Raw genomic sequence first — 25,754 nt, 5'->3', positions numbered from 1 at the left:
GGGGCGAGCAAGGGCGGGGCGCCGGCAAAGACGGGCTGTGGCCGCAGAGTCGCACTGGTCGCGGGAATGGTGTCGGGCAGCATCACTGCCTTAACTTTTCCGCATCAGGCTGGGACCAGTGCAGCGATCGGGGGTGATCTGAACGTCTGTCATTCCCGTCCGGCCGTGCGGCGGCCGTCTAGCGAGCACTTTGCCGGAGAGGCCGATGCGACCCATGCGACATGCGCCCGCCATCCTCAGTCTGCCGCTGAGCCTTGCTCTGGCGGCCAGCGCATGGGCGGATTCGGGAGACTCCACCAGCCGCAGCCTGAATGCCGACGGCTCCACCTCCATGCGCTACGAGCGGCAGCTGGCCGATCTTGGCGCCCAGGTGGGCATGAGCCTGTCCACGGAGGCGTCGAGCGCGGTGCCGGGGCTGGTGCCTGGCACGCAGGCGGTGAGTGGCGCCGCCTTTGCCAAGGTCGCGCTGCCCGAACTGCCGAGCTGGCTGATGTGGCAGAAGGGTTCAGTGAACGTGGCGGTCAGCCCCAGCGATGAGGAAAGCAAGCTCGGCACCACCCTGTCGCGCAGCTGGACGCTCTATGAGGGACTGAAGGCCGAGCTTTCGGACAGCTACGAGATCGCCCGCAGCACCTCCGGCGGGGGCTGGCAGACCGACAAGGCCTTCCGCATCAAGATGATCGACACGGGCACGACCTTTTCGTTCGGCGCGTCCGCCTCCGATAGCACGCCGCAGCTGCTTCCGAGCGTGAGTGCGCAGCAGAAGGTGTTCGGCGCGGTCAACGTGACCACCACCCTGGCGGATACCGGATCGGAACTGAACAAGAGCATCACCGCCGGCTTCTCGCACCGCTGGTGAGCCGCCTTACTGCCAGAAGATGGCCACCACGAAGCGCGAGGCGACGATCAGCAGGAACACGCCGAACGCGATTTCCAGGTGGCGCCGGCTGAGCCGGTGGGCGATCCGCGCACCGACGGGGGCGAACAGGGCGCTGAGCGGCGCCATCAGAACAAAGCCGATGACCGAGACATAGCCCAGCGACAGCGGTGGCAGCTCGGCGAGGTGAGGCCAGCCGGCAACGGCATAGCCGATGATGCCGGGAATGGGCACGATGATGCCGATGCCCGCCGAGGTGGCCACGGCCACATGGATAGGCACGCCGTAGAGCAACAGGACATTGGTTGCGAGGCCGCCACCGGAAATGCCGACCAGCGCCGAGGCGAGGCCGATGAAGAAGCCGTAACCAAGCATGGCCCGGCGGCCGGGCAGGGTCTCGCCCAGGCGGATGTCGTCACGCCCGAGCAGGCTCTTGATGGCAAGGCCCGTGATGATGAGCACGAACGCCGCCTGCAACACCCAGCCGGACACCGCGGCGGCAATGGCGCTGCCGACGAGGATGCCGGCGATGGCGGGCAGATACCATTGTCGCAGCACGTCGGGGCGCACCGCGCCCTTCTTCTGATGCGCGCGGTAGGAGGTGATGGCGGTGGGAATGATCACCGCCAGCGAGGTGCCCACGCACAATTGCATGCGCACACTGTCCTCGACCCCCATCACCCGGAACACCTCATAGAGCACCGGCACCATGACGCCGCCGCCGCCCACCCCCAGCAGGCCGGCGATGAGGCCGGTGAGGATGCCGCCAGCCAGCAGCGCCAGGGACAGCTCGGCGAGTTCGCTCCAGGCGATGGATGAGAGCATACGTGCGTTCCGGAAGGCCGCGGCACGCGACCGGGAAGAGGAGGGCAAGGCGAAGGATTGATCCCCGTGCTCCTGTGCGCTGGATCGTTGCCGGTGTCCAGGGGTCGGTGGGAAGGTCTGCCCGGCGCGCGGCGCAAGGGCTGGCTTCAGGCCGCTATTCCCAGGTCGCGGCTGCGCACTTCGGCCACCGCCCCCCTGAGCACGTCGAGCCCGGCGCCGGGCTGAATTGCCTCGGTGGAAAGCCGGCGGCGGAAGAGCCGCGAGCCGCGACGGCCTCCGAACAGCCCCAGCATGTGGCGGGTGATGTCGGCGAGGCGTCCGCCGGCCTCCAGATGCGCCGCCACATAGGGCTCGAACGCCTCGAGCGCCGCATAGGTATCGGCACAGGGGGCGGGCTCGCCATAAAGGCGGGGGTCCACCTGATGTAGCAACTCAGGGCTGTGATAGGCGGCGCGGCCGAACATCATCCCATCGAGCCCGGCGGCGGCGGCGAGCCCGGCATCGAGGGTCTCCAGGCCGCCGTTGAGCACGATGGGAACCTGCGGCAGACGCTGCTTCAGCCGCTGAACCCGGCCGTAGTCCAGTGGTGGAATATCGCGGTTTTCCCGGGGCGACAGGCCTTTCAGCCAAGCCTTGCGGGCATGCACGATCAGCGCATCGGTGCCGGCCGCGATCACCGCATCGGCGAGCGTGTCGAGAGCCTGCTCGGGATCCTGGTCGTCGACGCCGATCCGACATTTCACTGTGACGGGGATCGTCACGGCGGCTTTCATGGCGGCGATGCAGTCGCCCACCAGATGCGGTTCGCGCATGAGGCACGCACCGAAATTGCCCCCCTGCACCTTGTCGGACGGGCACCCGACATTGAGATTGATCTCGTCATAGCCGAAATCGGCGCAGACGCGTGCGGCTGTGGCCAGCTGCGCCGGATCACTGCCGCCGAGCTGCACCGCAATCGGATGCTCCACCGCGCTGAACCCCAGCAGTCGCTGGCGATCGCCATGGATCACCGCCGGCGCCGTGACCATCTCGGTATAGAGCCGCGCGCGGCGCGAGAAGGTGCGATGGAAGACCCGGCAGTGACGATCCGTCCAATCCATCATCGGGGCGACGGAGAAGCGCAGGCTGTCATGTTCTAACGTCAAAAGTCGAAGTCCCTCGTCCGCCCCCTCCATCGCGCGCGAGATGGCGCGGTGGCGGAGGGAAGGGCGGGCTGGTGAGTGTTTTCGGGGCAGAGCATACCATGCAAGCCGAAGAGAGATCCAATTGTCCGGGCAGGCCCGCGTTCTGCGCTTCGTTCACGGACGGATGGGAGCACGCAAGCACGTTTCGATGAGATGAATGCAGGCCGATCGAGGTAAAGGCATCTGCCGTCATCGCGTTCCGGCGCTCCGTGTGCAGGGCTGCATGGAATTATTCGAAATCAGATCTTCCACCATGCCCTACAGTCGGAGGGTTTTCCCTTCTATTGTGCGTCACTTCAGGCGCGCCTTTGACTGGCGCGGAGACGGACGTCATCACCATGAGCCTCGAGCAACGCCATACTTCGCTCGACGACCTGCGCACCCTGCTGGATCACCCGTTCGCGCCCGCACGGGACGCGGATACGCGCTTCTCTTCGGTGCAGGTGGAGCCGGGGCTGTTCCTGCTCGCCCGGGAGATGTCGGTCGAGGTGCCCTTTCTCTTCGAGAGCGAGAGCTTCCCGGCCTGCACCCTGTCCGTGGTGCTGGACGGTGCCGCGACCTCGCAGACCCGGGGCATCGACGGGGGCTTTCGCCCCAACGAGGTCTGGATCTCCTCGGACAACGACCGCCGGCCGTGCCGCACCATGCTGCATTCCGGCCAGCCGGTCCGCACGGTGGAGCTGGTGGTGACGCCGGAATGGTTCGCCACCTCGGCCCGTCCCGGATCGGAGGCCTTCGAGCCATTGCGAAGGGCCATGGAACGGCCGCTGAGCGTCACACGCCGGCCGTTGGATGCACATCTGAAACGCATCGCCTGGCAGGTGCTCCAGGCTCCTGCGGTACCGGGCCTCGCGGCGCTGGTGTTGGAAAGCCGCGCGCTGGATCTGCTGGTTGCGCTCGTCGATTCGCTCGGCACGGGAGATGCCCGCCAAGCGGATGCGCTGAGGGCCCGCGACCGCGACCGCATCATGGCGGTGCGCGCGCGCATTGATGATGATCCGGCGAGCATCGTCAGCCTCACCGGCCTGGCCGAGGGGTTCGGCATGAGCGCCAGCAAGCTGAAGCGGGATTTCTTCAGCGCTTTCGCTACCTGCGCGGGGGGCTATGTGGCCGAGCAGCGCCTGCTGCTGGGCCGCGCGCTCATCGAGCGGGAGGGGTTGTCGGTGTCGGAGGCGGCGTATCGCGCCGGATACGGCCATCCATCGAATTTCTCCACCGCCTTCCGCCGCCGCTTCGGCTTTGCCCCCTCGCGGCTGAGGCGGTGAGCCGCGCGCATATGCAATTGGACTGATGGCATACGTCTTTCAGGTCCAACCCATTGGCTATGTTTGCGAAAAGTCTGGTCGAGACATCCGGCGCCCCAGGCGCCAGGCCCGGGGATCCCGACCCATGACCCACGCATCACGCCTGCCCCTCCTTTTCGCCGCCCTTGCCTTGCCGGCCACGGCCGCTGCGCAGGACGCGGAGGCGACCATCGAGCTGGACGAGATCACCGTCGAGGCCATGCGCCGTGCCCAGCCCTTCCTGGATGTGGCGGCAAGCCTGCGCGTGTTCACCGAGAAGGATATCGAGGCGCGCACCATCGAGCGGCTGGAGGATGCGTTCGACGCCAGCGTCAACACGCTCATGCGCAGCCAGCGCGGCGGCAATGATGCGTCCGTCATCTCCATCCGCGGCGTCGCCAACACCGCGTTCGGCACCGATCCCACCGTGGCCATCTACCGCGACGGGGTGTTTGTCGGCAACGACGCAACCTTCAACCTCACCATGGTCGATCTCGACCAGATCGAGATCCTCCGCGGTCCTCAGGGCACCCTTTACGGCCGCAACGCCATCGCCGGCGCGGTGAACGTGCGCAGCGCGCGGCCGGAGCTGGGCGCCAGCTACACCAAGCTCGATGTGCTGTTCGGCACCGATATGACCCTGCAGGGGCGCGCCGTGGTCAATGCCGCGCTGGGGAGCGATCTGGCGGTGCGCGCGGTGGCGTTCGGCGACTATTCCGATGGCTGGGTGCCCAACCTTGCCGATGGCGCCGACTATGACGGTGCCAAGGACGGCGGCGGGCGGATCCAACTGGTGTCGCGTCCCAGCGATACGCTGGAACTGCTGTTCTCCGCCGACTATGCGGAGGACCAGGGCAGCCGGGGCAATCGCGGCCCGTTCGGCACGGTTTGGGACACCGGCTACAATGCCGCTATCCCCTATGTCTCCAGCATCGCCAGCTATGGCGCCTCGCTGCAGGCCACCTATGACCTCGGCGGCCTGGACCTGGTTTCGGTGACCGCCTGGCGCGGCGCCGAGGGCGATGGCGAGGGGGGCGATTTCACTCCATCGCCCTTCCGGCAGAATGGCTTCACCCGCGATTACGGGCAGGCCTCCCAGGAGCTGCGCCTCGTCACCAAGCCCAATGATGCGCTGGATTGGACCCTTGGGGCCTTCCTCTTCGGTTCCGATGATACCCGCTACGAATATACCGGGTTCAACTACGCCGTGCCGGCCAACAGCTTCTATCCCGGCCAGCCCACCTTGCCGGCGGGCTATGAGGAGGGCACCCATTCCAATCTGCGCGGCTGGTCCGCGGCGCTCTATGGTGATGCCACGTGGCACGTGACGGAGCGGTTTGACATTCTTGCCGGCGCCCGCCTCAGCTATGACCATCGGGGCATCGATTATGACCACCGGTCCAGCGTCGCCGGTGTGACGCTGGGCGCGCCGGCGCAGGTGCTGTCCCCTTCCATGAACAGCACCGACCTGTCGCCGAAGATCGGCCTTGCCTATGAGCTGGCGCCGAAGGTGCGGGCCTATGCCACGCTCTCCCGCGGCTACAAGGCGGGGGGCTACAACCTGTCCTTCGCGCCCACCTCAGACCTCGCCTACGAGCCGGAAAGCGCTTGGAACTACGAGGGCGGCGTGAAAGCCTCGCTGTTCGATGGCAAGCTCGATGTGGCGGCCTCGGTGTTCTATTTCGATTGGGAGAACCAGCAGATCTATTCGTTCAACGGCTATTCCGTGTGGATCGCCAACGCGCCGAAATCCCGCAATTACGGCGCGGAGATCGAGCTGAAGGCGCGGCCGTTGGAGGGGCTGGAACTGTTCGCGGGCTTCGGCTTTCTCGACGCCCGCTTCATCGACGCCCCCGCCTCCCAGAGCGGCGGCGACGCCGATGGCAATTGGCAGCCGCTCGCCTCGAAATACTCGCTCTCCCTTTCGGCGCAATACACCCGCCCGCTCACCGCGCAGCTCAATGGCGTGGCGCGCGTGGATTGGAACTGGCGCTCGTCCTTCTATTTCGACGTGGACAACAGCATCGAGCAGGGGGCCTACGGCATCGTCAATGCGCGGCTCGGCGTCGAGGCCAAGACATGGAGCGTCTATCTCGTGGCGCTCAACCTGTTCGATCAGGATTATTACACGGTCGCCACCGACAACGGATATGGTCCTTACGGGGCGCCTGGCGATCCGCGCATGATCGGCGTCCAGGCCCGCGCGCGCTTCTGAGGGCGCCATGCGGATCCTCATCGTTGGCGCCGGGCCGGCGGGCCTGACCCTGGCCTTGGCCCTGGCGCGGCGCGGCTTCGCGCCGACCCTGGTGGAGCGGGCGCGGAGCCTCAACACCGGGGGCTATGTGGTGAGCCTCCAGGCCAATGGCTGGGCCGTGGCGGAGCGGCTTGGCATCCTCACCGCGCTGCGCGAGGCGGCGTTGCCCGCCGCCGATTCCGTCTATCGCGACGGCGCATCGGGGCGCGAGCTGTTCCGGTTTCGTCAGTCGGTGCTCGCGGAGCTTACCGGCGGCAAGATGCTGCATGTGGCGCGGGACACGCTTGTCCGGCTTCTCGCCGCGGCTCTGGCGGCCCAGGGGCACGGCGCGCCGCGCTTCGGGGTGGAGGTGGCGGCCCTCGCGGTGGAGCCGAACGGCGTGGATGTGCGCTTCAGTGATGGTGAAGCGGGCCGCTTCGACCTCGTGGTGGGGGCGGATGGGGCCAACAGCCGGGTGCGACAGCTCGCCTTCGGGCCCACGCCCGCCTATCTGCGTCCCCTGGGGTATCGCGGGGCGGCGTGGCGCATGGCGTCCGACCTGCGGCTAGATCCGCCTTATGAGGGCTATATGGAGGTCGGGCGGCAGGCGATCCTCTACCAGTCCGGGCCGCAGGAGCTGTCCACGCTGCTGTGCTGGCGCAGCGCGGAGCAGGCGGCGGTTCCTCCCGAGGCCCGCCATCGCACGGTGAGGACCGCTTTTGCCGGCACCGCGCCGGTGCTGCAGAGTCTCATCGAGGGCGAGGTGGACTGGAACGCCGCTTATCTCGACACCCTGGCCCAGATTGAAATGCCGCATTGGTCGAGCGGCCGCATCGCGGTGGTGGGGGACGCGGCCTGGTGCCTCTCCTTCCTCTCCGGCCAGGGGGCCTCCATGGCCATGGCGGGTGCCTTCCTGCTCGCCGAGCGGCTAGGGCAGGAGGATCTCCCGGAGGTTCTGGAGGCCTGGGAGGCGCGCCTGCGCCCGGTCATCACCGCCGTGCAGCGCCACGCCCGGGCGACCGCGCGCAGCTATGTGCCGCGCAGCCCGGCTGGGCTTTGGATCAGCCGGCGGCTATTGCCGCTCTTGATGTCGCGCCCGCTCCTGAAGCTGCGGGCGCGCACGCTGGTGGCGCCGAGCCTGCTCTAGGCTCGCTTAGCCCACCTTTGCCGCCGGTCCTTGCGCCGCCAGGATTTCGGCGGTGACCGCATTGATGAAGTAGCGCCCCACCCATTTGCGTGGCACGTGGCGCATGAAGAAATTGCGCAGCTCGAACGCCACCGGCGAGCGCGGCACGAACACCCCCGCCATTTTCCGGCTGCGATCCTGGAGACGCAGGATGGAGGGGCGCAGCCGCGCCTCGTGTTCCGCCAGCGCCTGCGGGATCGGCGCGCGGGACAGGGCATCGGCGAGGATCGCCGCGGAGGTGAGGGCCATGCCGGCGCCCTGGCCGGAAATGAGCGTGAGGCAGTGGGCGGCATCGCCCAGTGCCAGCACCCGGCCCTTGGACCAGCGCTGCAACTCCACCAAAGCGAGATCGTCCACCAGCACGACCGCCCCTTCGCTGCGCGCGGCGGTGAGCTGCGTGCGAACGGCCGGGTTGCTGCGGGCGCAGACCTCTTCGAGGAGCCCCCAGCGGTCGGCGGCGGCCACCGGCCCCGCGGCGCTGGAATGCCAGACATGGAGCGCCGCCACCCGGCCTTCCGCCAGCGTGTAGTATTCGGCAATGTGGCCCGGTTCCGTGTAGGAAACGAAGTCCGCACCGAGGCCGAGCCGGTCCGTCAGCTCATATACCGCGAAACGGTAGCCCAGCGGCTTCAGGCATTGGCTTGCGGGGGCGATCAACCGCTCGCGCAGGGCGGAGCGCATGCCATCGGCCAGCAGCACGAGATCGGCCGTCGCAGTGGTGCCGTCGGAAAAGGTCACGCGGGCCTGATCCGCGCCGTCCGTCACATCACGGATGGTGGTGCCGTACCGCAGCTCCACCTGGCCGGGCAGGTCGGCGCGCAGCACCTCGATGAGGTCCGTGCGCCGCATCACCAGATAATCGAGACCCTCGATGAATTCCTGGAAGTGGAGGCGCATCACCTCCCGGCCGTTGCGATCGCGATAGACGTTTTCATGCACGTGGTAGGCGCGCGGCTCCAGCTTTGCCAGCAGTCCCATGCGCGCGGCAGCGGTGTGGCCGGGGCCGGACAGGCTCATCATGTAGCCGCCGGACCTGAGGTCCGTGGCGCGCTCCACGAGCGTGACATGCCAGCCGGCACGGCCCAGCCACCAGGCCGCGGCAAGGCCGGCGACGCCGGCCCCGGAAATGACAACGGATGACGACACAGATGACATGGCAATCAGACCTCGGATTCAACGGCATGGCGCGGGAGCGCCGGGCTGTGGGAGCTGAGCAGGAGGCGAATGCCAACGAGGCCCGCCGCCGCGATGCCCGCTGCGGCCAGGAGGGCAGGGCCGTAGCCCAGGCGACCGGCCACCAGCGCCGCCCCATATCCGGCGAGACCGGCGACGGCGGCGTCGGCGCATTGGAAGACGGTGAAATCCACTCCCGCCTGCTTGAGGGACGACCACCCCATGAGCAGTGCATAAAGGCAGACGAAGCCGGTCGCCATGGCCAGGGTCTTCACCACCACCAGCGCCGCCAGGATGGTGACGTCGACCCCCATCGAGACGGCCAGGGCGAGGGCGCAGAGGGCGGCCACCTGGCCCCCTGCCGCCATGAGAAGCGCCCGCTGCGCCCCCTGGTGGCGCACCAGCATGCCGCCGAGGGCGGTGCCGAGAAGGCCCGCCCCCACGGCGCCGGCACCGTTGAGCAGGCCGAGCGTCGACAGATCCAGGCCCCGATCCACCAGAAGCGGCCCCGCGAGCATCTGCACCAGGCGGACGCCGGCCTCGAAGAGAACCGTCACGAGCAGCCCCCGGCGGACCTGCGGGCGGCGCAGCGCATAGGAGAGGGAGGGCGTGTGCGGGCGCGGCGCGGGGGCGCGCGCCGGCTCGCGACCGAACAGGAAAGGCAGGGCGAGAAGCAGCACGGCGCCGGCCATGGTGGCGGTGGCCACCGCCCATCCCGCGTGTGGCACCAGCGCCAGGAAGGCACCGCCGCCCAAAACCAGGCCCAGATAACCGCCACCCACCTGCGCAGCGTTGCCCCATCCCCGGTCGGCGGCGGAGAGCTGTTCGACCGCGAAGGCATCGACCGCGATATCCACCGTCGCCGATGCCAGGGCCACCAGCGCCAGCAGGGCGAACAGCATCCGGATGTTGCCGGGCCCGGCGAGGGCGAGGGCCGCCAGGGCAAGGGCGCAGGCCACCTGGCCACGCGCCACCACCTGTCGCGAGCGCCGCGTCCCGTCCACGCGGATGCGGTAGCGCTCCACCCACGGGGCCCACAGGAACTTCAGCGCCCATGGCAGCATCAGCAGCGCCACCAGCCCGAGGGTTTCCAGCGGGACACCCTCGGCCCGCAGCACCGCGGGGATGCCCATGAAGGTGAGCCCGCCCACCAGGCTCTGCGCCACATAGACCCCGCCGATGGCGGCGAGGATCTTCGGCAGCGGCAATGGTGCCGCAGGTGCCGCCATCAGTAGCTGCCCCGCACCGTCAGCCCCACCAGCCGGCCCTGGGCCACGTTGGAGAAGACGTTGGCGCCCGAGGCATAGCTGTAGGTGCGATAGGTCTCGTCGAACATGTTTTCGACGAACAGCTTGAGGCTGAAGCCGGAGGTCCACGCCATTTCCAGCGCGGCGTCCACCGTGGTGTATGCGGGCTGGGAGAGGGTGTTGGCCTCGTTGAAATAGGTGGTGCTCACATAGTGCACCGCCCCCGTCACGGCCACGGTTCCATCGATCCAGGTCTGGTCGATGAGATACCGCGCGAACAGGTTGGCCGTGGCATTCGGCGCGTAGGGCACCGTGTTGCCGTCATAGCTCTGGCCGGTGGTGGGGTCGGTGAAGTCGGTGAATAGCGAGCGCCCATAGGTCGCGGTGGCGGCGAAGCTCAGCTGCTCTGTGGCCCGCCAACGCGCCTCCAGTTCGAGGCCGTAGCTTTCCGCCTGACCGGCATTGCGGATCACCTGGAAGCCCACCGGGCCCACATAGATCTGCTTGTTGTCCGAGGCGATGTAATACAGCGCGGTGGAGAGCTCGATGGCCCGGTCGGGCGTCGCTGTGCGCAGGCCGATTTCATAGTTCCAGGCGGTTTCCGGGTCGTAGGCTTCCGCGTCGTCCGGATAGGTCACGGCATGGTTGAAGCCGCCGGGCTTGTAGCCGCGCGAGATCAGCCCATAGCCGCGGGTGGTGTCGCTGAACTGGTAGCCCACCGCCACCTTCGGCTGCAGGCTGGTGAAATTCGCCGAATTGGCGAAGCTGCCGGCATAGTAGCCATAGTAATTGCTGCCCCAGCGCGTGAAATCGATGGAGCTTTCATCATAGGAGAGGCGCAGACCGCCGGTGATGTCGAACTTGTCGGTGATCTTGTATGTGGCCTCGCCGAACGCAGCATAGCTATTGGTGTCCACCGCATTGCGCGAGGGCCCGTAATAGGGCGAATAGCCATCCGCCTCGCGGGTGAAGGCGTCGTGCTGATAGAACAGCCCCATGACCGAGGTCAGCGGCCCACTGGCGTCGTAAACGAGGCGCAGTTCCTGGGAGAACGCCGCATCGGTCTCCGGGAAGGACATGAGCAGGCCCGGCGCCGCGGCGATGTCGCGGGTCATGTCCACGTCCTGATAGGACGAGATGGAGGAGAGCTTGAAGTCCCCCAGGCGCCAGTTCCCCGTCGCGGAGACCGTCGAGACAGTGCGTTCGAGCAGCGGAATGGGGCCCTGCAGGGCGCTGAAATAGGCCCGCCGGCCCACCTGACTGTCGAGCAGATAGAGTTCCTCGTGGCTTTCCGTATGCTCGCGGCTGAAGGCGAGGGTGCCATCGAAATTGCTGTCGGTGGGGGCATAGCGCAGGGCGACGCGGCCGATCATGTCGGTTGAGGTGTCCACGTTGCTGCGGGCTGTGGAGACGTCGTCCACCGAGCCGAACGCACGTTCCGCCTTCACGGCGACATCGAGATAGGTGCTGCCCGGCACCACCGGCAGGGTGGCGGCCAGTTCGCCCCAGGATTCGGGCGTGCCGGCGGTGATGCTCGCATCCACCCGACCGCGATCGGACGTCTTGGTCACGATATTGATGACGCCGCCATAGGCGTTGCGGCCGTAAAGCGTGCCCTGCGGGCCGCGCAGGAACTCCACCCGCTCCACGTCGACGAGGGGCTGGGTGAAGGCGGACGGCAGCTGCGGCACGCCATCCACATAGATCTGGACCGTGGGGTTGTAATAATCCGGCGAGGACATGCCGCGCGCGGTGATGTTGGCGTAAGCGCGATTGCCGCGGGTGCGGATGACGAGGCCGGGGAACACCTGCTCCAGGTCGGCCACCGTGGTGACGCCCGCTTCGCGCAACTGATCGGCGGTGCGCACCGAAACCGCGCCGTCCACCTTCTCCAATTCCTGCGGACGCTTGTTGGCGGTGACGGTGATTTCTTCGAGATTGATCTCGGAAGATGCGCCAGAGGCCGCGTCTTGAGCAAAGCCAACAGTGGGCAGAAGCATCAACGGCATAAGTGCAAATGACGATGCGATCCCGATCCGCCGCGTTGTTGAGAACATATCTAAACTATTCCTGATCGTTCGCGCTGACTTTTTTCATCCGCTATGCTTGTCTCATCGGGCTGTCTAACGGTATCGGGACTGTGGTTTGCAGATCCGGGACTTTTCGCAGGAGGATGCGCAGACGATGGATGGGCGAACCGCCATGACCGTTCCGCCCCAGGCCGGCTATGCACAGTGGCTCACCGCCGCCGCCCCCGCCGTGGACGGTCTTGGCTGGGAGCGCCACATGAGCGTCGACGACCTCGGCGACGGCGTTTCCATCGCCATGCTGGATCTCGTGCCCACCGAAGATGTGGTGATCGCGGTGGAGGGCCCCGCCACCTTTTCCGTCTCCATTTTTCTGGATGGCGAGGGCACTCTGGCCATAGACGGCGGCCAGCCGCTGGAGGTGACTCCGGGAACCGCAGTGGTCTGTGCCACCGACCAAACCGTGAGCGGCATCGACACCATTCGCGGCGGCCGGCGCCTGCGCATGATGGACGTGCGCTTCCAACCCTCGGTGCTGCAGGATCTCGGCGGCCCGCTCTGGCGGCGCTACGGCGGGGCGCTTCTGGCGGATTGCAGCGTGCCCGAGCGCGGCGCCGTCATGGTCGGCTTTCCCGCGCCGGCACCCCTGCTCCAGATCGCGCTTCAGATCATCTCATGCGCCTATGCCCATCGGGACCTGCGGCGCCTCTATCTGCGAGGCAAGGCGCTGGAGCTTCTGGCGGTGGTGATGGGTACCTTCCTGAACGCGGGCCACACGGCCCTGAGGGCGGAACGGGACCAATCCAAGATCGACGCGGCGCAGCGGCTCATGGAAGAGCGGCTCCACGAGCCCTGGACCATCGCTCGCCTCGCCCGGGCCGTCGGCCTGAACGAGAAGAGCCTCAAGGCCGGCTTCCGCGCCCATGTGGGACACTCCATCCACGCCTATCTCACCAAGGTGCGGATGGAGGCCGCGACGCAAATGCTCGCCGAGGGCCGGACCGTGACTGAGGTGGCCCTGGCCACCGGCTTTGCCAGTCTCAGCCATTTCAGCACGGTCTTTCGCAAGGCCACCGGCCTGCCGCCGAGCGCGTTCGCCCGCCGGGCGTGATGCCGGTGCACCCGACGCGGCGGCGCTCAGGCTTCCGGGGGCAGGGCCACTGCCAGCGTGCCCTCACGGAGCGTGACCCTGACCCGATCACCCGGACGCAGCGGGCTGCGCGCGCCCGCATCCACCTGCAGCAGATGTGGGCCCAGCTGCACCCAGAGGGTAACATCGCGGCCCTTGAACTCGCGCGAGACAATCGCCCCGCGCGACGGGGTCGTACCCTCATCAGCCGTCACCGCCAGTTGCTCCGGCCGGAGGGACAGCAAGACCGAACCGTGCGCCGGTGCCGCAAGGATGACCTCACCCAGCGGTGACGTCGCCGTCGCGTCGCGGGCCTCGGCGGGCAGGAGATTGGTGCGCCCGAGAAAGCCCGCGACGAAGCGATCCGCCGGCCGCGCATAGATCTCCTCCGGCTCGCCCACCTGCAGAATGCGACCGGCGCGCATCACCGCCACCCGGTCGGCGAAGGAAAGGGCTTCCTCCTGGTCATGGGTCACGAAAATGGCGCCGACTCCCGTCGCCCGCAGGATCTCGCGGATCTCCCGCCGGGTGGCGTCACGCAGGCTGGCGTCGAGGTTGGAGAAGGGCTCATCCAGCAGAATCAGGCGCGGCGCGCCGGCCAGCGTACGGGCGAGCGCCACCCGCTGCTGCTGGCCGCCGGAGAGCTGGTCGGGAAAGCGATCCCCCAATCCCTCGAGGCCCACGCTGGCGAGAAACGGCTCGGCACGGGCCCGCCGGGCGTCCTGTCGGCCCCCGCGCAGAGCGAACGCCACGTTGTCCCGGGCACTCAGGTGAGGAAACAGCGCATAGTCCTGAAAAACGATGCCGATACGACGTTTTTCGGGGGGCGCGGCAGTGATGTCCCGGCCGTCCAGCCGCACGCTGCCGCCCTGCGGCACCTCGAACCCGGCGATCATGCGCAGCAGGGTGGACTTGCCGCAGCCCGAGGGGCCGATCAGGGTGAAGATCTCGCCCGGGGCCACTTGGAAGCTGGCATCATGCACCGCCGCCGTCGCGGCATCGCCATAGACCTTGTGCAGGCCGTGAATGCTGAGGAGCGGCGTCGTCATCGGCTGCCCTCGTAGCGCACCATCAGTCCCACGAACAGACTCGAGAAGACCACCAGCAGCGCCGCATAGGGCGCCGCCTCATAGAGCAGCCCTTCGGAGGTGTAGGAAAAGACACGGGTGGCCAGGGTGGTGAAGCCCGGCGGCGCCAGCAGGAAGGTGATGGGCAGTTCCTTCACCACCACCACGAACACCAATAGCGCCCCGGCCACCACGGGCCGCCGCAGCCGCGGTCCGCTCACATGCAGGAAGGCGCTCCAGCGTCCATAGCCGAGGGCTCGCGCCGCCTGCTCCGGCCGCACGCCCATCTGCATCAGCGCGGTGCGCGGCGGGCCCAAGGCGAGCGCCAGGAAGTGGAGCGTAAAGGCCAGCACCAGCAGCGCCCGGGTCTGGTAGGCGAAGGGCGCGAGGGAGAGGGTGAGGAACACCATGGCCAGGGCAAAGGCGAGGGGTGGCACGCCGTAGCCGAGATAGGTGGTGCGCTCCAGCAGGCGCGAGAACCCGTTCGGATAGCGCACCATCAGCACGGCAAGCGGCACCGCCAGCACCCCGGCGCCTACGGCCGCGGGCCCGGCCACCGAGAGGCTGTTGGCGAACACCGTGGCCAGTTCGCCCAGATCATCCGCCGCGGCTCTCTGGGTTGTGAGGAACGACATCCAATAGGCGAGCGTCACCGTCGGCAGGCCGAGCGCCGTTCCGAACAGGAGCACCAGGAACGCGATGGCCACCGGACGCAGCCGGCCCAGAGGCACGGGCGCGGCGCGGCGGGCGACGCCGGTGCCGATCCGCGCCAGGCGGCGCCGGCCGCCCAGATAGGTGGCCGCCCCCACCGCCACGGCGCCGACGGCCAGCAGCATCAGCGACAGCCACGCGGCGTAGGTTCGGTCGAAGGCAGCCGAATACTGGGTGAAGATGGCGTAGCTGAACACCTCGTAGCGCATGAGCGCCACCACGCCGAAATCGCCCAGCACGTAAAGGGTGATGACCAGCCAGCCCGACGCGAAGGCGGGGATGAGTTGGGGCAGCGTCACCCGCAGGAACACACGCCCGGGCGACAGGCCAAGGCTGCGGGCGGTCTCCTCAAGCGCCGCATCGGTCCCCAGCAGCGCCGCACGCAGGTTGAGGAAGAGATAGGGAAAAATATAAAGGGTGAGGGCGAAGGCCGCCCCGCTCAGCCCCTCGGGCCGGGGCAGGCGCAGGCCGAACAGGGTGTTGGCGAGGCCCGCATAGCCCGAGACGCCGATCAGCGCATAGGCCATCACATAGCCGGGAATGGCCAGCGGCAGCACCGACAGCACGGTCACCAGCCGGCGCGCGCCGAGGTCCGAGCGCGCCGTCAGCCAGGCCAGGGGCAGAGCCACCAGCGTGGATAGGGCCAGAACGAGGCCCACCAGCGCCAGCGTGTTGCCGAGCAGCATCAGGTTGCGTGGGCGCAGCACAATGCCCACCACAGCCGCCGGATCGGCCTCCAGCGCGCGCAGCAGCAGATAGGCAAAGGGCAGCAGCAGCCCGACCGCCACCAGGCCGGCGAGGGCCAGCAGGGCCGGATGCGGCCCGTGCACGGGAATGCGGAGCCGGAAACGACGAGGCGGCGCAAGCGGCGCCGCCTCCGGTTGGGCTGTCATGGGGGTCAGATCAAGCCGACTTCACGCAGCAGCTTGAGGGTTCCCTCCAGATCCGCCAGGGCCGAGATGTCCACCTTGGGGGTGATCTTCACCAGCGTCTCATAGGGCTCCAGACCCGCCTTGGGCGGCACGCCGGGGATCACGGGATACTCATTGCCCTTGTCGGTGATGAAGGTCTGGGCCGGCTTGGAGATCAGGAACGCGATGAACTTTTCCGCACCGGCTTTGTTGTCGGCGGAGGCGGGAATGCCCACCCCGGCAACCAGCGCCAGATTGCCCAGATCGCCGGCAGCGAAATGGGTCTGGCTCACCGGATAATTGGCGTCTCGGGCGGTGTAGCGGCCGAGGTAGTAATTGTTCACCAGGCCGAAATCCACCTCGCCATTGGCGATCGCCTCGATCTGCGTGCCGTTGTTGCGGTAGGCCTTGGTGCCATTGTCCTTCATGGCCACCAGCCAGGCCTTGGCGGCGGCATCACCCTCCAGCGCCCGGAAGGCGGTGACGAAAGCCTGGAACGAGCCATTGGTGGGGGCCCAGGCAACCCGGCCCTTGTACTTCGGGTTGGCGAGGTCCTTGACCGAGGCGGGCAGATCGGCCGCTTTCACCCGCTCCTTGGAATAGGCGAGGGTGCGGGTGCGCGCCGAGGTGGCGACCCAGCTGTTGGCGTCATTGCGGAAGGGCGCCGCCACCGCGGCGTTGACGGCCGGGGGCAACGGCGCGAAGCGCGGCGCCAGCACCGACAAAGACCCGCCTTCCTGGCCCCAGAAGACATCCGCCGGCGAGCGCGCGCCCTCTTCCTGCAGCAGCGCGGCGAGCTCGGCCGAGCCGCCGAAGCGGGTGTTCACCTTGATGCCGCTTTCCGTTTCGAATTGCTTGATCAGCGCGCCCACAAGGGCTTCGCCGCGACCGGAATAAAGGGTGATCTCCTCCGCCGATAGGGCGGTGGGCGCAGTCGCAAGGCCGAGGGCCAGAGCGGCCGCAAGAAAATGCTGTTTCATGGATATGGCTCGCCTTGGGAGTATATAGACTACAAATGGAGGGTGCAGATTAGAGCTGTTCAAAAATGGATATTTCCGCACCCCCCGATATTGGCGGAAGTGTTATGTCTTCCCCTGGGGAATGGGAAGCAAAAAGACGCATCAGCGGACGTTTTGAGCGGGGACGTTTTATGGATTGACGCGCACATCTTCTGCGTGTCGCCTGGGTCGCAGGCAACAGCGTCACCGCGTTGGAGCGCCGTGTCGCCCTCGGCTAAGGTGGGGGTGTCAATTCATGGGGCCGCGCGATGCAGAAGATGGTGATCCTCCCTGGCGGCGAAGCGGTGTCCGCCCTCGGCCAGGGCACCTGGTTCATGGGCGAGGCGCCGGAACGCCGGGGGGCTGAAGTGGCGGCGCTGCGGGCCGGGCTCGATCTGGGGCTGAGCCTCATCGACACCGCCGAGATGTATGCCGAAGGCGGCGCGGAGGAGGTGGTGGGTGAAGCCATCGCCGGCCGCCGCGACGAGGTGTTTCTGGTCAGCAAGGTCTATCCGCACAACGCCAGCCGCACCGGCGTGGTGGCCGCCTGCGCGCGCAGTCTGCAGCGGCTGCGCACCGATCGCATCGACCTCTACCTGCTGCACTGGCGCGGCAGCCATCCTTTGGCCGAGACCCTTGCGGGCTTCGAGGCGCTGCAGCAGGCCGGCAAGATACGCCATTGGGGGGTGAGCAATCTCGACGTGGCGGACATGCAGGAGCTGTTCGCCGCCGGCGGGCGGGCCTGTGCCACCGACCAGATCCTCTACAACCCCAGCCGGCGTGGACCGGAATTTGATCTGCTGCCGTTCCTCGCCGCGGCGGGCGTTCCGGTGATGGCCTATAGCCCCATCGAGCAGGGCCGCCTGCCGCGGGATGGGGCGTTGGGAGCGGTGGCGCGCAAGCATGGGGTGGACCCCTTCCAGGTGGCCTTGGCCTGGGTGTTGCGCCGTCCCAATGTGATCGCCATCCCCCGGGCGACCCGCATCGTGCACGTGGAAGCCAATGCCGCCGCGCGCGACATCGTGCTCGATGCCGAGGATCTCGCAGCCATCGACGCCGCCTTTCCGCCGCCGCGCCACAAGATAGCGCTGGAGGACATCTGAGCTTCAGGGCTCGGCGGCGGCGCCGCGCATCACCAGGCGGTCGCCACGGAACTCGAACGCTTCGAGCCGCGACAGGAAGGTCATGCCCAGAAGTGAACTGCGAAGGGCGCCCGGGGGCGACACCAGCGCCGACACCCGACGTTCGACGATGCCTCCTACGATGACGTTGTCGAGCACCACCGCCGCCGCCTTCACGCGGCCGTTGGCGGTCTCCACCGGCACGTCATAGGTCAGGAAGTCCAGCGGCAGGCCGGCTGCCCGGGCCGCCTCCTGGGTCAGCACCACGGACGAGGCGCCGGTATCCACCAGCATCGACACGCCGGCGCCATTCACCGCGGCCCGCACGGCGAACTCGCCATTGGCGCCCCGCTGGATCTCCACCGTGACATGGCCGGGTGTCGCGATGTTGAAGGCGTAGCCCGGCACCAGCTGGGCGGTGACCCGCTGGGCCACCTGCAGCAGCGGCATGCGATAGGTGTAGACCACCGCCAGAAGCGCGGCGAGCACCACCCAGAACGCGGCGGCCATGAGCGCCTCGCCGATGCGTCCCCGAAAGATGGACCACGCCACCGCCCCTACTGCGATGGCAATGGACAATTGGCCGACGAGCCCGCCGAACTGGTCGAGGCTCAGGCCGGCCACTTCCCCCTGCTCATGGTGCACCACCAGCACCAGCACGCCGATGAAAAGGCCGATCAGGAGAATCCAGAGCAACCGATCGCTGCCGCGCATGGCTCAGGCCCTCCCGCCGCGTGGGGCATGGGGGGCGGGGCGAAGACGAGAGGCGGCTTCGGAAGCGAAGCGGGGCGCGGTGGGGAACGTCATGGAATCGGTTCGCGAGACGAGCTTCAGCCGCGACTGAAGATAAGCAGGGCCAGCAGGAACACAATCTCGGCGAGCTGCTGGGTGGCCCCCGCCAGGTCGCCGGTCTGCCCGCCGATGAGCCGCACGCCAAGCCGGGCGATGATGGCGAGCGCCAGCAGCGGCGCCAGCAGGCCGGCGAACATGGCGCCGACCCCGAAGCTCGGCACCACAAGACAGGCGACGATGAGGGCCGCCGTCAACGCGCAGGCCATGGTCGCCGCCGGGCTGGGCTGGCCGAACGCGGCGGATGCCCCATCGGCTCGCGCGGGGGGAAGGGCGCGCAGCAGCAGAATGCCGGCGGCACGGGAGGCCGCGGCGGCGGCGGCCAGGGCGAACGCCGTGCGGAGCGGATTGGTGGTCGTCAACAGGGCGTCCAGCGCCGCCACCCGCAGCAGAAGGCTGAGCACCAGCGCCACCGCGCCGAACGTGCCCACCCGGCTATCCCGCATGATGGCGAGGCGCTGCGTCCGGTCCCGCCCGCCCCCCAGGCCATCCGCCGTATCGGCGAGCCCGTCCTCGTGAACCGCGCCGGTGATGAGCACCATCACCGCCACCGCCAGGGCCGCCGACAGCAGGGTGGGGAACTGCAGGGCGCGCGCGAGCAGCAGCACACCGCCGCCAATGAGGCCGATGACGAGGCCCGCCAGGGGAATGGCATAGGCGATGCGGTCCAGGGCAGGGGCATCGTGGTCGCCGGCCTCCCGCGCTGGCAGGGGCAGGCGGGAATAGAACCGAAGGGCCATCGCCAGATCCGCCGCCAGGTGCCCCGCCAGGTCGCCGATGATTGGATTGCGCGCCATCTCGATGCCTGTCGCTCCCGCTCCGCTGGCCCTGCTTCGCGGGCGCAGGGATTTGGGAAACTGATTTGCCGCCCGGGTCAAGGGGCGCGCCGTGACAGCGGCCAGATGTGACAACTTTGCAACATCCTGGGGAAAACGTGGAGCGGTCACGGGCAGGGGAGGTGACTTAAGCGCACGTTTACGCCTGCGGCTTCTAATGGCCGAAGTTCTGTTGCGTGTGAGTACGGTGAAATGCGTAATTCCAGCGAGACCAACGGGCGTAAAGTCTTCGCGCGACTGGCCGTGATCGGGCTGGTGTCCGGCGCGGTGGCCGGTTGCAGTGCCGACGTGGCGCGCTTCGCCGATGCCTCGGGCCCCCAGCCGCCAGCGCCGGAAGTGACCGGCTCTCTCGGCGCCGTGCCCACCGGACGGGTGGATACCCAGCCCCTGGCGCCGCCCTATGCGGCGGCCCCCGGCGCCACCGCCACGTCTTATGCCTCCCCCGCCGCCGGCCAGCCGCTCTATGGCACATCTGCCTATGGCCAGCCTGCCTATGGCGCCGCCGTGCCGGCAGCCCGCGTAGCAGCCGGGGCCTCCCATGTGGTTCAGCCCGGCGAGACGCTCAATTCGGTGGCGCGCCACTATCAGGTCTCTCCGGCCGCCCTCGGCACCGCGAACAACATCGCGCCCGGCATGACGGTGCGAACCGGCCAGACCCTCGTCATTCCGCCGCCGGCGCCCGGCAATCTGGCGCAGGCGGTCCCGGCGGCTCCCGCCCCGGCGCCCATGCCCCGCGCGGCCGCTCCGGCCCGCCCGGTGGTGGCGCAGGCGAGCCCCGTCGCGCCCCCGGCACCGAGCGTGCGGCCCGCCCCGACTCCGGTGGTGACTCGTGCTCCGGCGCCTGCTCCTTCGACCTCCACCGTGGCCGCACAGCCGCTCGCCGCGCCGGCGCCCACCAAGACCGCCGCCGTGCAGCCGAAGGTCGAGACCGCCGCCAAGGTGAGCGCCGTCGAGCCCGAGGATGCGCCCCGCGCCGCCGGAAGCGGCCCGCAGTTCCGCGCCCCGGTGCGCGGGCGCGTGATCGCTTCCTTCGGTCCCAAGCCCGGTGGCGCCCACAATGATGGTGTCAATTTCGCCGTGCCGTCGGGCACCGCCGTGCGCGCCGCCGAGGATGGCGTCGTTGCCTATGCCGGGAACGAGCTGAAGGGGTATGGCAATCTGGTGCTGATCAAGCACGCCGATGGCTATGTCACCGCCTATGCCCATGCCAGCGAGCTGGATGTGAAGCGCGGCGATACGGTGCGCCGTGGCCAGATCATCGCCAAGGCGGGCCAGAGCGGCAATGTGCAGAGCCCGCAGCTCCACTTCGAGATCCGGAAGGGCTCGACCGCGGTCGATCCCTCCCGATACGTGGCCGGGCTCTGACCTGGTCCGCAACAGAACCACCTGAGGCCGGGCTCGTCCCGGCCTTTTTTATGCGCGCCTGCGTGGCGCGTGCGTGCGGTTCACCTTGACGGTGGGCGAGCGGCGCCTATAGGGGCAGGTCATGAGGTCACGGGCTTTCATTGCCGGCTGTTCCGGCCTTCGGCTCACGGCAGAGGAGCGCGCATTCTTCGCCGCCTCCGCGCCATGGGGTTTCATTCTCTTCGCGCGCAATGTGGAGACGCCCGATCAGGTGTGTGGCCTGGTGGAGGAGCTGCGTGCCGCCGTGGGGTGGCAGGCCCCGGTTTTGATCGACCAGGAAGGCGGCCGGGTGCAGCGGCTGCGCCCGCCTCATTGGCACGACGATCCGCCGGCCGAAGCGTTCGGGACCCTCTATCTGCGCGATCCTCAGGCGGCGCTGACCGCGGTGCGGCTCAATTCCCAGGCCATCGCCGGCGATCTCATGGATCTCGGCATTGATGTGGATTGCCTGCCCGTAGCGGATCTGCGGCATCCCGACGGCCACGGCATCATCGGCAATCGCGCCTATGGCACGACGCCGGAGGCGGTGGCCGCCCTGGCCCGCGAAGCGGCGGCCGGGCTGCTGGATTGCGGCGTGCTGCCGGTGCTGAAACATATCCCCGGGCATGGCCGCGCGCCCGCCGACAGCCACGAGCGCCTGCCCGTGGTCACAGCCGATCGCGCCGTGCTTGAGGCGGCGGATTTCGAAGCGTTCCGCCGGTTGCGCGACCTGCCGCTGGCGATGACTGCCCATGTGGTCTATGCGGCCATCGACCCCGAGCGGCCGGCCACCACCTCCGCGGTGATGATCGGTGAGGTGATCCGCAGCTTCATCGGATTCGATGGGCTGTTGATGAGCGATGACCTGTCCATGGGCGCGCTGGCGGGTGATCTGGGTAGCCGGAGCCGTGCCGCCATCGCCGCCGGCTGCGATCTTCTGCTCCACTGCAACGGCAAGATGGAGGAGATGGAACCGGTGGCTGAGGCAGCGCCGGCCCTTGAAGGCCTTGCGGCCGACCGTGCCGCGCGCGCCCTGGCGCTGCGTGAAGGGACGGTGCCGGTGGATCCCGCAGGCCTGCGCGCGGAGGTGCGCCGGCTGCTCGACGCCGGAGCGTGAGCATGGTGGACGACGACAGCGCCTTCGCAGACCCGGCGGACCTTTCCGCAGGCGGTGGCGAGGGCGCCTTCGTCGTCGACCTCGACGGCTTCGAGGGGCCGCTCGACCTTTTATTGGCCCTGGCGCGTACCCAGAAGGTCGATCTCACCCGCATCTCAATCCTCGAGCTGGCTGATCAGTATCTCAGCTTCATCGAGCAGGCGCGTCGCGGGCGCCTGGAGCTGGCGGCCGATTATCTGGTGATGGCGGCGTGGCTCGCCTATCTCAAATCCCGCCTGTTATTGCCCGCGCCACCGCAGGAGGAGGGCCCCAGCGCTGAGGAGCTGGCCGCCGCCTTCACCCGGCGCCTGCGTCACCTGGAGCGCATCCGCAGGGCCTCGGAACAGCTCATGGCGCGCCCGCAGATGGGGCGGGAGCTGTTCGCGCGGGCCCGCCCGGAAGCCACGGAACGCAGCCCGCGGCCGGTGGTCTATGTGGCGAGCCTCTATGATCTGCTGTCCGCCTACGCCCTTCAACGCCAGACCCAGGCCCTGTCGACGGTCACTCTCAAGATGCGTGCTGTCTGGTCACTGGCCGACGCGCGCGAGCGGCTGGAACGGCTGCTGGGGCGGGATCTGACCGCGGACTGGATGCGGCTCGACCAATTCCTGCTAGAGTATCTCACCGAGCCGGACCAGCGGGCCACGGCGCTGGCCTCCAGCTTTTCCGCCACCCTGGAGATGGTGCGCGAGGGGCTGGTGGATATTCGCCAGGAAGCGCCGTTCGCGCCGCTCTGGCTGCGCGCCCGGGGGGCGGCTGTAGCGGCCGCTGTGGGAGATGCGCCGGAGGAGGGCGCGGCGGCCGAGGGGGCAGGGCCGCCACGGAGCGAGGACACATGACACGGCCCGCGCCGCGGATCGACCTTTTCGATGTGCGTCCCGATGACGAGCGGGCGGTCGCCTTCGCGCGGGATCTGCGGGTGATCGAAGCTCTGCTATTCACCGCGTCCCAGCCGCTGGAGGCCCGTGCCTTCCGCCCGCACCTGTCCGCGGGCGCGGATCTCGACGCCCTGATGGAGGCTCTGACCCAGGATTATGCCCGTCGCGGGGTGAATGTGGCGCGGGTCGCCGGCGGCTGGATGCTGCGCACCGCTCCCGATCTCGCCCCGGCGCTGGCCGATTTGGCGCCCGAGCAGCGCAAGCTGTCTCGGGCGGCCGTCGAGGTGCTGGCCATCATCGCCTATCACCAGCCGGTGACCCGCGCGGAGATTGAGGAGATCCGCGGCGTCTCCACCTCAAAGGGCACTCTGGACGTGCTGTTGGAAACCGGCTGGATCCGCCTGCGCGGGCGGCGGCGCGCCCCTGGCCGGCCGGTGACCTACGGCACCACGCCGGCCTTCCTGGTGCATTTCGGCCTCGATTCCGTGGGCGACCTACCGGGAATGGACGAGCTCAAGGGTGCCGGGCTGCTGGATGGGCGCATCCCTGCCGGCTTCACCATTCCCCTGCCCACCGACGATCCCGAGCTGCAGGCCGATGAAGAGGCGCTGGAGGCCGATCCACTCGACTTCACATTGTCGCCCCCCCCCTCCGACGACCCCGCGGAAACGGAGTGAGCCCCCCGGCGGCACGGCCCAAATGTCCCCCGCGCGCCGGCACTTGGTGCATCGCAACATCAATTGCATGCAAGTCGCCTGTGGATGCCGGGGGAGTCCTTGTTTTCGCCGCGCGCGGGGCATACTGTCCAATTTCACCAGACCCGAGCGCTCCGGCCTTGGGCGAGAATCACCTCTCGGAGGATGACCGGAATGGGTTCGTTGAGCATCTGGCACTGGATCGTGGTGCTGGCCGTGGTGCTCCTGTTGTTCGGTCGGGGCAAGATCTCCGACCTGATGGGCGACGTGGCGAAGGGCATCAAGTCCTTCAAGAAGGGCATGGCGGACGATGACGAGCCGGCCAAGCCGGCTGCGTCCGAGGCGCCGCGTCCGCTCCCCAACCAGACCACCAGCGCCACCGAGGGCGAGAAGAAGGCCGTCTGAGGCCGCACTTCTCCCTGATGCGTTGAAGGAGGGCCACGGCACGGCCGTGGGCTTGAGGCGCTCATGTTCGATATCGGCTGGTCCGAGCTGATGCTGATCGGCATTGTGGCGCTGATCGTCATCGGCCCGAAGGAGCTGCCCTCGGTGCTGCGCACCGTCGGCCGCACGGTGACGAAGCTGCGCCGGATGGCCGGCGAGTTTCAGGGGCAGTTCCAGGACGCCTTGCGCGAGGCGGACATCGCCGACATGCGCAAGGAGATCAGCGATGTGACGGACAGTGCCCGTTCCACGCTGAACTCCATCGGCGCCACCAGCACCTTCGATCCGCTGCGCACCATCCGCGACGAAATCCGCGCGACGGTGGAAGGCGGCGCGAAGGCGGACGGCGGGACGAAGGCGGAGCCCGAGATCCCGGCGGCGCCGCTCGCCGGCCCTGCCGCCAGTGCGCCGGACCCGCTGAGCGCCGTGCGCGATGAAATCCGCGCCACCGTCAGCGCCGCGACCCGCCCGGCGGGCGCGGCTCCTGAGGCGCTGATCGCGCAGGACGTTGCCCCGGCGCCACTGCCCACCCTGGACGAGATGCTGCCTCCGCCCCCCAACGACCCGCTGCCCCCGCCGGTGTTCCCGCTCGCCGAGCCGCCGGTGTCGCCCGCTTCCCCGCAGAGCCCTGCCGCCCCGACGAGCCCGCAATGAGCGACGAGGACAATATCGACGCCTCGAAGGCGCCGCTCATGGACCACCTGATTGAACTCAGGTCTCGCCTCATCAAATCGGTGGTGGCGTTTCTGGTGGCCTTCTTCCTCTGCTTCACCCTGGCGAAGCAGATCTACAACATCCTTCTGTGGCCCTATGAGTTCGCCTCCGGCTTCGCGCCGGGCATCAAGCTCATCTACACGGCGCCGCAGGAATTTTTGTTCACCCAGATCAAGCTCGGCATGTTCGGCGCCGCCTTCCTGTCATTCCCGGTGGTGGCGGCGCAGGTCTACATGTTCGTGGCGCCGGGGCTCTACAAGCATGAGAAGGCGGCCTTCCGCCCCTATCTCATCGCCACCCCCATCTGCTTCCTCATCGGCGCGGCGTTCGTCTATTTCGTCGCCATGCCGCTGGCCATGACCTACTTCCTGAACATGCAGCAGGCGGGCGGTGACGGGCAGGCGGAGATTTCGCTGCTGCCGCGGGTGTCGGAATATCTTTCCCTCATCACCACGCTGATCCTGGCATTCGGCATCTGCTTCCAGCTGCCGGTGGTGCTCACCCTGCTGGCGCGCATCGGCATCGTCACCCAGGAGATGCTTAAGAAGTCCCGCCGATATGCCATCGTGGGGGTCTTCATTCTGGCGGCGGTTCTGACACCGCCGGACGTGGTCAGCCAGCTCTCCCTTGCCCTGCCGACCCTCCTTCTCTACGAGGTGTCCGTCTATCTGGTGGGGCTCGTCGAAAAGCGGCGGGCGGCGGAAGAGGCGGCCCGCGACGCGGCCGAATCGACCGCCGACTGAGGCGGACGGCGTCCCATCAGCAACGATTTGTGGCGCGCGGCGGGCCGCCGTGCCCTCGGCCTCGGGCAAGCCCCCGGGCTGAAG

23 protein-coding genes are annotated in these 25,754 nt (G+C 68.3%); 13 read left to right on the top strand and 10 right to left on the bottom strand.

Translation table 11 applies throughout. From position 1 onward, the window contains the following. Nucleotides 1–205 precede the first annotated feature (205 nt). Nucleotides 206–859, top strand: a complete 654-nt coding sequence (locus ACU4E7_RS18175; RefSeq protein ID WP_238122587.1) for a hypothetical protein — start codon at nucleotides 206–208, stop codon at nucleotides 857–859. 6 nt (nucleotides 860–865) lie between these two features. Here ACU4E7_RS18175 and ACU4E7_RS18170 read toward each other — a convergent pair whose 3' ends face one another. Beyond that, on the bottom strand, nucleotides 866–1,702 hold the full coding sequence (locus ACU4E7_RS18170) for a sulfite exporter TauE/SafE family protein (RefSeq protein WP_238122588.1): 837 nt from the start codon (nucleotides 1,700–1,702) through the stop codon (nucleotides 866–868). A 146-nt stretch (nucleotides 1,703–1,848) separates the two neighbouring features. After that, entirely contained in the window at nucleotides 1,849–2,847 is a 999-nt protein-coding gene (gene dusA / locus ACU4E7_RS18165; RefSeq protein ID WP_447019715.1) for a tRNA dihydrouridine(20/20a) synthase DusA, read from the bottom strand. A 377-nt stretch (nucleotides 2,848–3,224) separates the two neighbouring features. Between dusA and ACU4E7_RS18160 the strand changes: the two genes are divergently transcribed. The 3 genes from ACU4E7_RS18160 to ACU4E7_RS18150 all read left to right on the top strand — a co-directional run bounded on the left by ACU4E7_RS18160 (nucleotide 3,225) and on the right by ACU4E7_RS18150 (nucleotide 7,549). Continuing rightward, nucleotides 3,225–4,151 (top strand): helix-turn-helix transcriptional regulator, encoded by a 927-nt coding sequence (locus tag ACU4E7_RS18160; protein WP_447019714.1) that lies wholly within the window; start codon nucleotides 3,225–3,227, stop codon nucleotides 4,149–4,151. Between the two features lie 124 nt (nucleotides 4,152–4,275). After that, the gene (locus ACU4E7_RS18155) at nucleotides 4,276–6,384 is read left to right on the top strand and encodes a TonB-dependent receptor (RefSeq protein WP_447019713.1); all 2,109 of its coding nucleotides are present in this window, start codon (nucleotides 4,276–4,278) and stop codon (nucleotides 6,382–6,384) included. A 7-nt stretch (nucleotides 6,385–6,391) separates the two neighbouring features. Further along, nucleotides 6,392–7,549, top strand: coding sequence for an FAD-dependent monooxygenase (locus tag ACU4E7_RS18150; protein ID WP_447019712.1), 1,158 nt, complete (start codon nucleotides 6,392–6,394; stop codon nucleotides 7,547–7,549). Between the two features lie 6 nt (nucleotides 7,550–7,555). Here ACU4E7_RS18150 and ACU4E7_RS18145 read toward each other — a convergent pair whose 3' ends face one another. Genes ACU4E7_RS18145 through ACU4E7_RS18135 form a run of 3 tightly spaced genes read right to left on the bottom strand, consistent with a single transcriptional unit; the run spans nucleotide 7,556 to nucleotide 12,008 of the window. Continuing rightward, the gene (locus ACU4E7_RS18145) at nucleotides 7,556–8,743 is read right to left on the bottom strand and encodes an FAD-dependent monooxygenase (protein ID WP_447019711.1); all 1,188 of its coding nucleotides are present in this window, start codon (nucleotides 8,741–8,743) and stop codon (nucleotides 7,556–7,558) included. A 5-nt stretch (nucleotides 8,744–8,748) separates the two neighbouring features. After that, entirely contained in the window at nucleotides 8,749–9,990 is a 1,242-nt protein-coding gene (locus ACU4E7_RS18140) for an MFS transporter (RefSeq protein ID WP_447019710.1), read from the bottom strand. Beyond that, the gene (locus tag ACU4E7_RS18135; protein ID WP_447019709.1) at nucleotides 9,990–12,008 is read right to left on the bottom strand and encodes a TonB-dependent receptor; all 2,019 of its coding nucleotides are present in this window, start codon (nucleotides 12,006–12,008) and stop codon (nucleotides 9,990–9,992) included. Before ACU4E7_RS18135 ends, ACU4E7_RS18140 begins: the two co-directional genes overlap by 1 nt. 202 nt (nucleotides 12,009–12,210) lie before the next feature. On the opposite strand from ACU4E7_RS18135, the gene ACU4E7_RS18130 reads away from it, so the two are divergent. Next, nucleotides 12,211–13,146: a helix-turn-helix domain-containing protein gene (locus ACU4E7_RS18130; protein WP_447019708.1), complete on the top strand. Its 936-nt coding sequence runs from the start codon at nucleotides 12,211–12,213 to the stop codon at nucleotides 13,144–13,146. Nucleotides 13,147–13,172: 26 nt separating this feature from the next. Here ACU4E7_RS18130 and ACU4E7_RS18125 read toward each other — a convergent pair whose 3' ends face one another. The 3 genes from ACU4E7_RS18125 to ACU4E7_RS18115 are packed head-to-tail and all read right to left on the bottom strand — an operon-like array spanning nucleotide 13,173 to nucleotide 16,833. Next, complete coding sequence (locus ACU4E7_RS18125) at nucleotides 13,173–14,213, bottom strand: ABC transporter ATP-binding protein (protein ID WP_447019707.1); 1,041 nt, start codon at nucleotides 14,211–14,213, stop codon at nucleotides 13,173–13,175. Next, nucleotides 14,210–15,835, bottom strand: coding sequence for an ABC transporter permease (locus ACU4E7_RS18120; RefSeq protein WP_447019706.1), 1,626 nt, complete (start codon nucleotides 15,833–15,835; stop codon nucleotides 14,210–14,212). The genes ACU4E7_RS18125 and ACU4E7_RS18120 overlap by 4 nt, the downstream gene beginning before the upstream one ends. Before the next feature lie 5 nt (nucleotides 15,836–15,840). Then, nucleotides 15,841–16,833 carry an iron ABC transporter substrate-binding protein gene (locus tag ACU4E7_RS18115; RefSeq protein WP_238122598.1) on the bottom strand — a complete coding sequence of 331 codons (993 nt, stop codon included), beginning with the start codon at nucleotides 16,831–16,833 and terminating at the stop codon, nucleotides 15,841–15,843. A 287-nt stretch (nucleotides 16,834–17,120) separates the two neighbouring features. Here ACU4E7_RS18115 and ACU4E7_RS18110 point away from each other — a divergent pair, with 287 nt between their 5' ends. Continuing rightward, nucleotides 17,121–17,954 (top strand): aldo/keto reductase, encoded by an 834-nt coding sequence (locus tag ACU4E7_RS18110; protein ID WP_238122599.1) that lies wholly within the window; start codon nucleotides 17,121–17,123, stop codon nucleotides 17,952–17,954. 3 nt (nucleotides 17,955–17,957) lie between these two features. On the opposite strand, the gene ACU4E7_RS18105 is transcribed toward ACU4E7_RS18110, so the two are convergent. Continuing rightward, on the bottom strand, nucleotides 17,958–18,686 hold the full coding sequence (locus ACU4E7_RS18105; RefSeq protein WP_238122600.1) for a TIGR02281 family clan AA aspartic protease: 729 nt from the start codon (nucleotides 18,684–18,686) through the stop codon (nucleotides 17,958–17,960). Between the two features lie 116 nt (nucleotides 18,687–18,802). Further along, nucleotides 18,803–19,618, bottom strand: coding sequence for an adenosylcobinamide-GDP ribazoletransferase (gene cobS, locus ACU4E7_RS18100; RefSeq protein WP_238122601.1), 816 nt, complete (start codon nucleotides 19,616–19,618; stop codon nucleotides 18,803–18,805). 231 nt (nucleotides 19,619–19,849) lie between these two features. Here cobS and ACU4E7_RS18095 point away from each other — a divergent pair, with 231 nt between their 5' ends. The 7 genes from ACU4E7_RS18095 (at nucleotide 19,850) to tatC (ending at nucleotide 25,670) form a co-directional block, all read left to right on the top strand. After that, nucleotides 19,850–21,022 (top strand): peptidoglycan DD-metalloendopeptidase family protein, encoded by a 1,173-nt coding sequence (locus tag ACU4E7_RS18095; RefSeq protein WP_447019705.1) that lies wholly within the window; start codon nucleotides 19,850–19,852, stop codon nucleotides 21,020–21,022. 121 nt (nucleotides 21,023–21,143) lie between these two features. Further along, nucleotides 21,144–22,157: a beta-N-acetylhexosaminidase gene (gene nagZ, locus ACU4E7_RS18090; RefSeq protein WP_447019704.1), complete on the top strand. Its 1,014-nt coding sequence runs from the start codon at nucleotides 21,144–21,146 to the stop codon at nucleotides 22,155–22,157. 2 nt (nucleotides 22,158–22,159) lie between these two features. Further along, a complete protein-coding gene (locus ACU4E7_RS18085) occupies nucleotides 22,160–23,035 on the top strand; it encodes a segregation and condensation protein A (RefSeq protein WP_447019703.1) in 876 nt (291 codons plus the stop codon). Then, on the top strand, nucleotides 23,032–23,751 hold the full coding sequence (gene scpB, locus ACU4E7_RS18080) for an SMC-Scp complex subunit ScpB (protein ID WP_238122605.1): 720 nt from the start codon (nucleotides 23,032–23,034) through the stop codon (nucleotides 23,749–23,751). The genes ACU4E7_RS18085 and scpB overlap by 4 nt, the downstream gene beginning before the upstream one ends. A gap of 192 nt (nucleotides 23,752–23,943) precedes the next feature. Beyond that, nucleotides 23,944–24,174, top strand: coding sequence for a twin-arginine translocase TatA/TatE family subunit (locus ACU4E7_RS18075; RefSeq protein WP_238122606.1), 231 nt, complete (start codon nucleotides 23,944–23,946; stop codon nucleotides 24,172–24,174). Between the two features lie 63 nt (nucleotides 24,175–24,237). Continuing rightward, a complete protein-coding gene (tatB, locus tag ACU4E7_RS18070; protein WP_447019702.1) occupies nucleotides 24,238–24,867 on the top strand; it encodes a Sec-independent protein translocase protein TatB in 630 nt (209 codons plus the stop codon). Beyond that, nucleotides 24,864–25,670, top strand: coding sequence for a twin-arginine translocase subunit TatC (gene tatC, locus ACU4E7_RS18065; protein ID WP_238122608.1), 807 nt, complete (start codon nucleotides 24,864–24,866; stop codon nucleotides 25,668–25,670). Before tatB ends, tatC begins: the two co-directional genes overlap by 4 nt. Nucleotides 25,671–25,754: the final 84 nt, after the last annotated feature.

This window comes from Xanthobacter sp. ZOL 2024 (assembly GCF_052932325.1).
This window is presented reverse-complemented; position numbering and strand designations above follow the sequence as displayed.

What these genes read in the sequence shown, in the direction of transcription:
- ACU4E7_RS18170 (WP_238122588.1), bottom strand. Translation starts at nt 1,702, where the DNA reads ATGCTCTCATCCATCGCCTGGAGCGAACTCGCCGAGCTGTCCCTGGCG.
- ACU4E7_RS18150 (WP_447019712.1), top strand. Translation starts at nt 6,392, where the DNA reads ATGCGGATCCTCATCGTTGGCGCCGGGCCGGCGGGCCTGACCCTGGCC.
- ACU4E7_RS18105 (WP_238122600.1), bottom strand. Translation starts at nt 18,686, where the DNA reads ATGCGCGGCAGCGATCGGTTGCTCTGGATTCTCCTGATCGGCCTTTTC.
- ACU4E7_RS18085 (WP_447019703.1), top strand. Translation starts at nt 22,160, where the DNA reads ATGGTGGACGACGACAGCGCCTTCGCAGACCCGGCGGACCTTTCCGCA.
- ACU4E7_RS18120 (WP_447019706.1), bottom strand. Translation starts at nt 15,835, where the DNA reads ATGACAGCCCAACCGGAGGCGGCGCCGCTTGCGCCGCCTCGTCGTTTC.
- ACU4E7_RS18145 (WP_447019711.1), bottom strand. Translation starts at nt 8,743, where the DNA reads ATGTCATCTGTGTCGTCATCCGTTGTCATTTCCGGGGCCGGCGTCGCC.
- nagZ (WP_447019704.1), top strand. Translation starts at nt 21,144, where the DNA reads ATGAGGTCACGGGCTTTCATTGCCGGCTGTTCCGGCCTTCGGCTCACG.
- ACU4E7_RS18155 (WP_447019713.1), top strand. Translation starts at nt 4,276, where the DNA reads ATGACCCACGCATCACGCCTGCCCCTCCTTTTCGCCGCCCTTGCCTTG.
- ACU4E7_RS18125 (WP_447019707.1), bottom strand. Translation starts at nt 14,213, where the DNA reads ATGACGACGCCGCTCCTCAGCATTCACGGCCTGCACAAGGTCTATGGC.
- ACU4E7_RS18130 (WP_447019708.1), top strand. Translation starts at nt 12,211, where the DNA reads ATGACCGTTCCGCCCCAGGCCGGCTATGCACAGTGGCTCACCGCCGCC.
- tatB (WP_447019702.1), top strand. Translation starts at nt 24,238, where the DNA reads ATGTTCGATATCGGCTGGTCCGAGCTGATGCTGATCGGCATTGTGGCG.
- ACU4E7_RS18135 (WP_447019709.1), bottom strand. Translation starts at nt 12,008, where the DNA reads ATGCTTCTGCCCACTGTTGGCTTTGCTCAAGACGCGGCCTCTGGCGCA.
- ACU4E7_RS18075 (WP_238122606.1), top strand. Translation starts at nt 23,944, where the DNA reads ATGGGTTCGTTGAGCATCTGGCACTGGATCGTGGTGCTGGCCGTGGTG.
- tatC (WP_238122608.1), top strand. Translation starts at nt 24,864, where the DNA reads ATGAGCGACGAGGACAATATCGACGCCTCGAAGGCGCCGCTCATGGAC.
- cobS (WP_238122601.1), bottom strand. Translation starts at nt 19,618, where the DNA reads ATGGCGCGCAATCCAATCATCGGCGACCTGGCGGGGCACCTGGCGGCG.
- ACU4E7_RS18140 (WP_447019710.1), bottom strand. Translation starts at nt 9,990, where the DNA reads ATGGCGGCACCTGCGGCACCATTGCCGCTGCCGAAGATCCTCGCCGCC.
- ACU4E7_RS18160 (WP_447019714.1), top strand. Translation starts at nt 3,225, where the DNA reads ATGAGCCTCGAGCAACGCCATACTTCGCTCGACGACCTGCGCACCCTG.
- ACU4E7_RS18095 (WP_447019705.1), top strand. Translation starts at nt 19,850, where the DNA reads ATGCGTAATTCCAGCGAGACCAACGGGCGTAAAGTCTTCGCGCGACTG.
- ACU4E7_RS18110 (WP_238122599.1), top strand. Translation starts at nt 17,121, where the DNA reads ATGCAGAAGATGGTGATCCTCCCTGGCGGCGAAGCGGTGTCCGCCCTC.
- scpB (WP_238122605.1), top strand. Translation starts at nt 23,032, where the DNA reads ATGACACGGCCCGCGCCGCGGATCGACCTTTTCGATGTGCGTCCCGAT.
- ACU4E7_RS18175 (WP_238122587.1), top strand. Translation starts at nt 206, where the DNA reads ATGCGACCCATGCGACATGCGCCCGCCATCCTCAGTCTGCCGCTGAGC.
- ACU4E7_RS18115 (WP_238122598.1), bottom strand. Translation starts at nt 16,833, where the DNA reads ATGAAACAGCATTTTCTTGCGGCCGCTCTGGCCCTCGGCCTTGCGACT.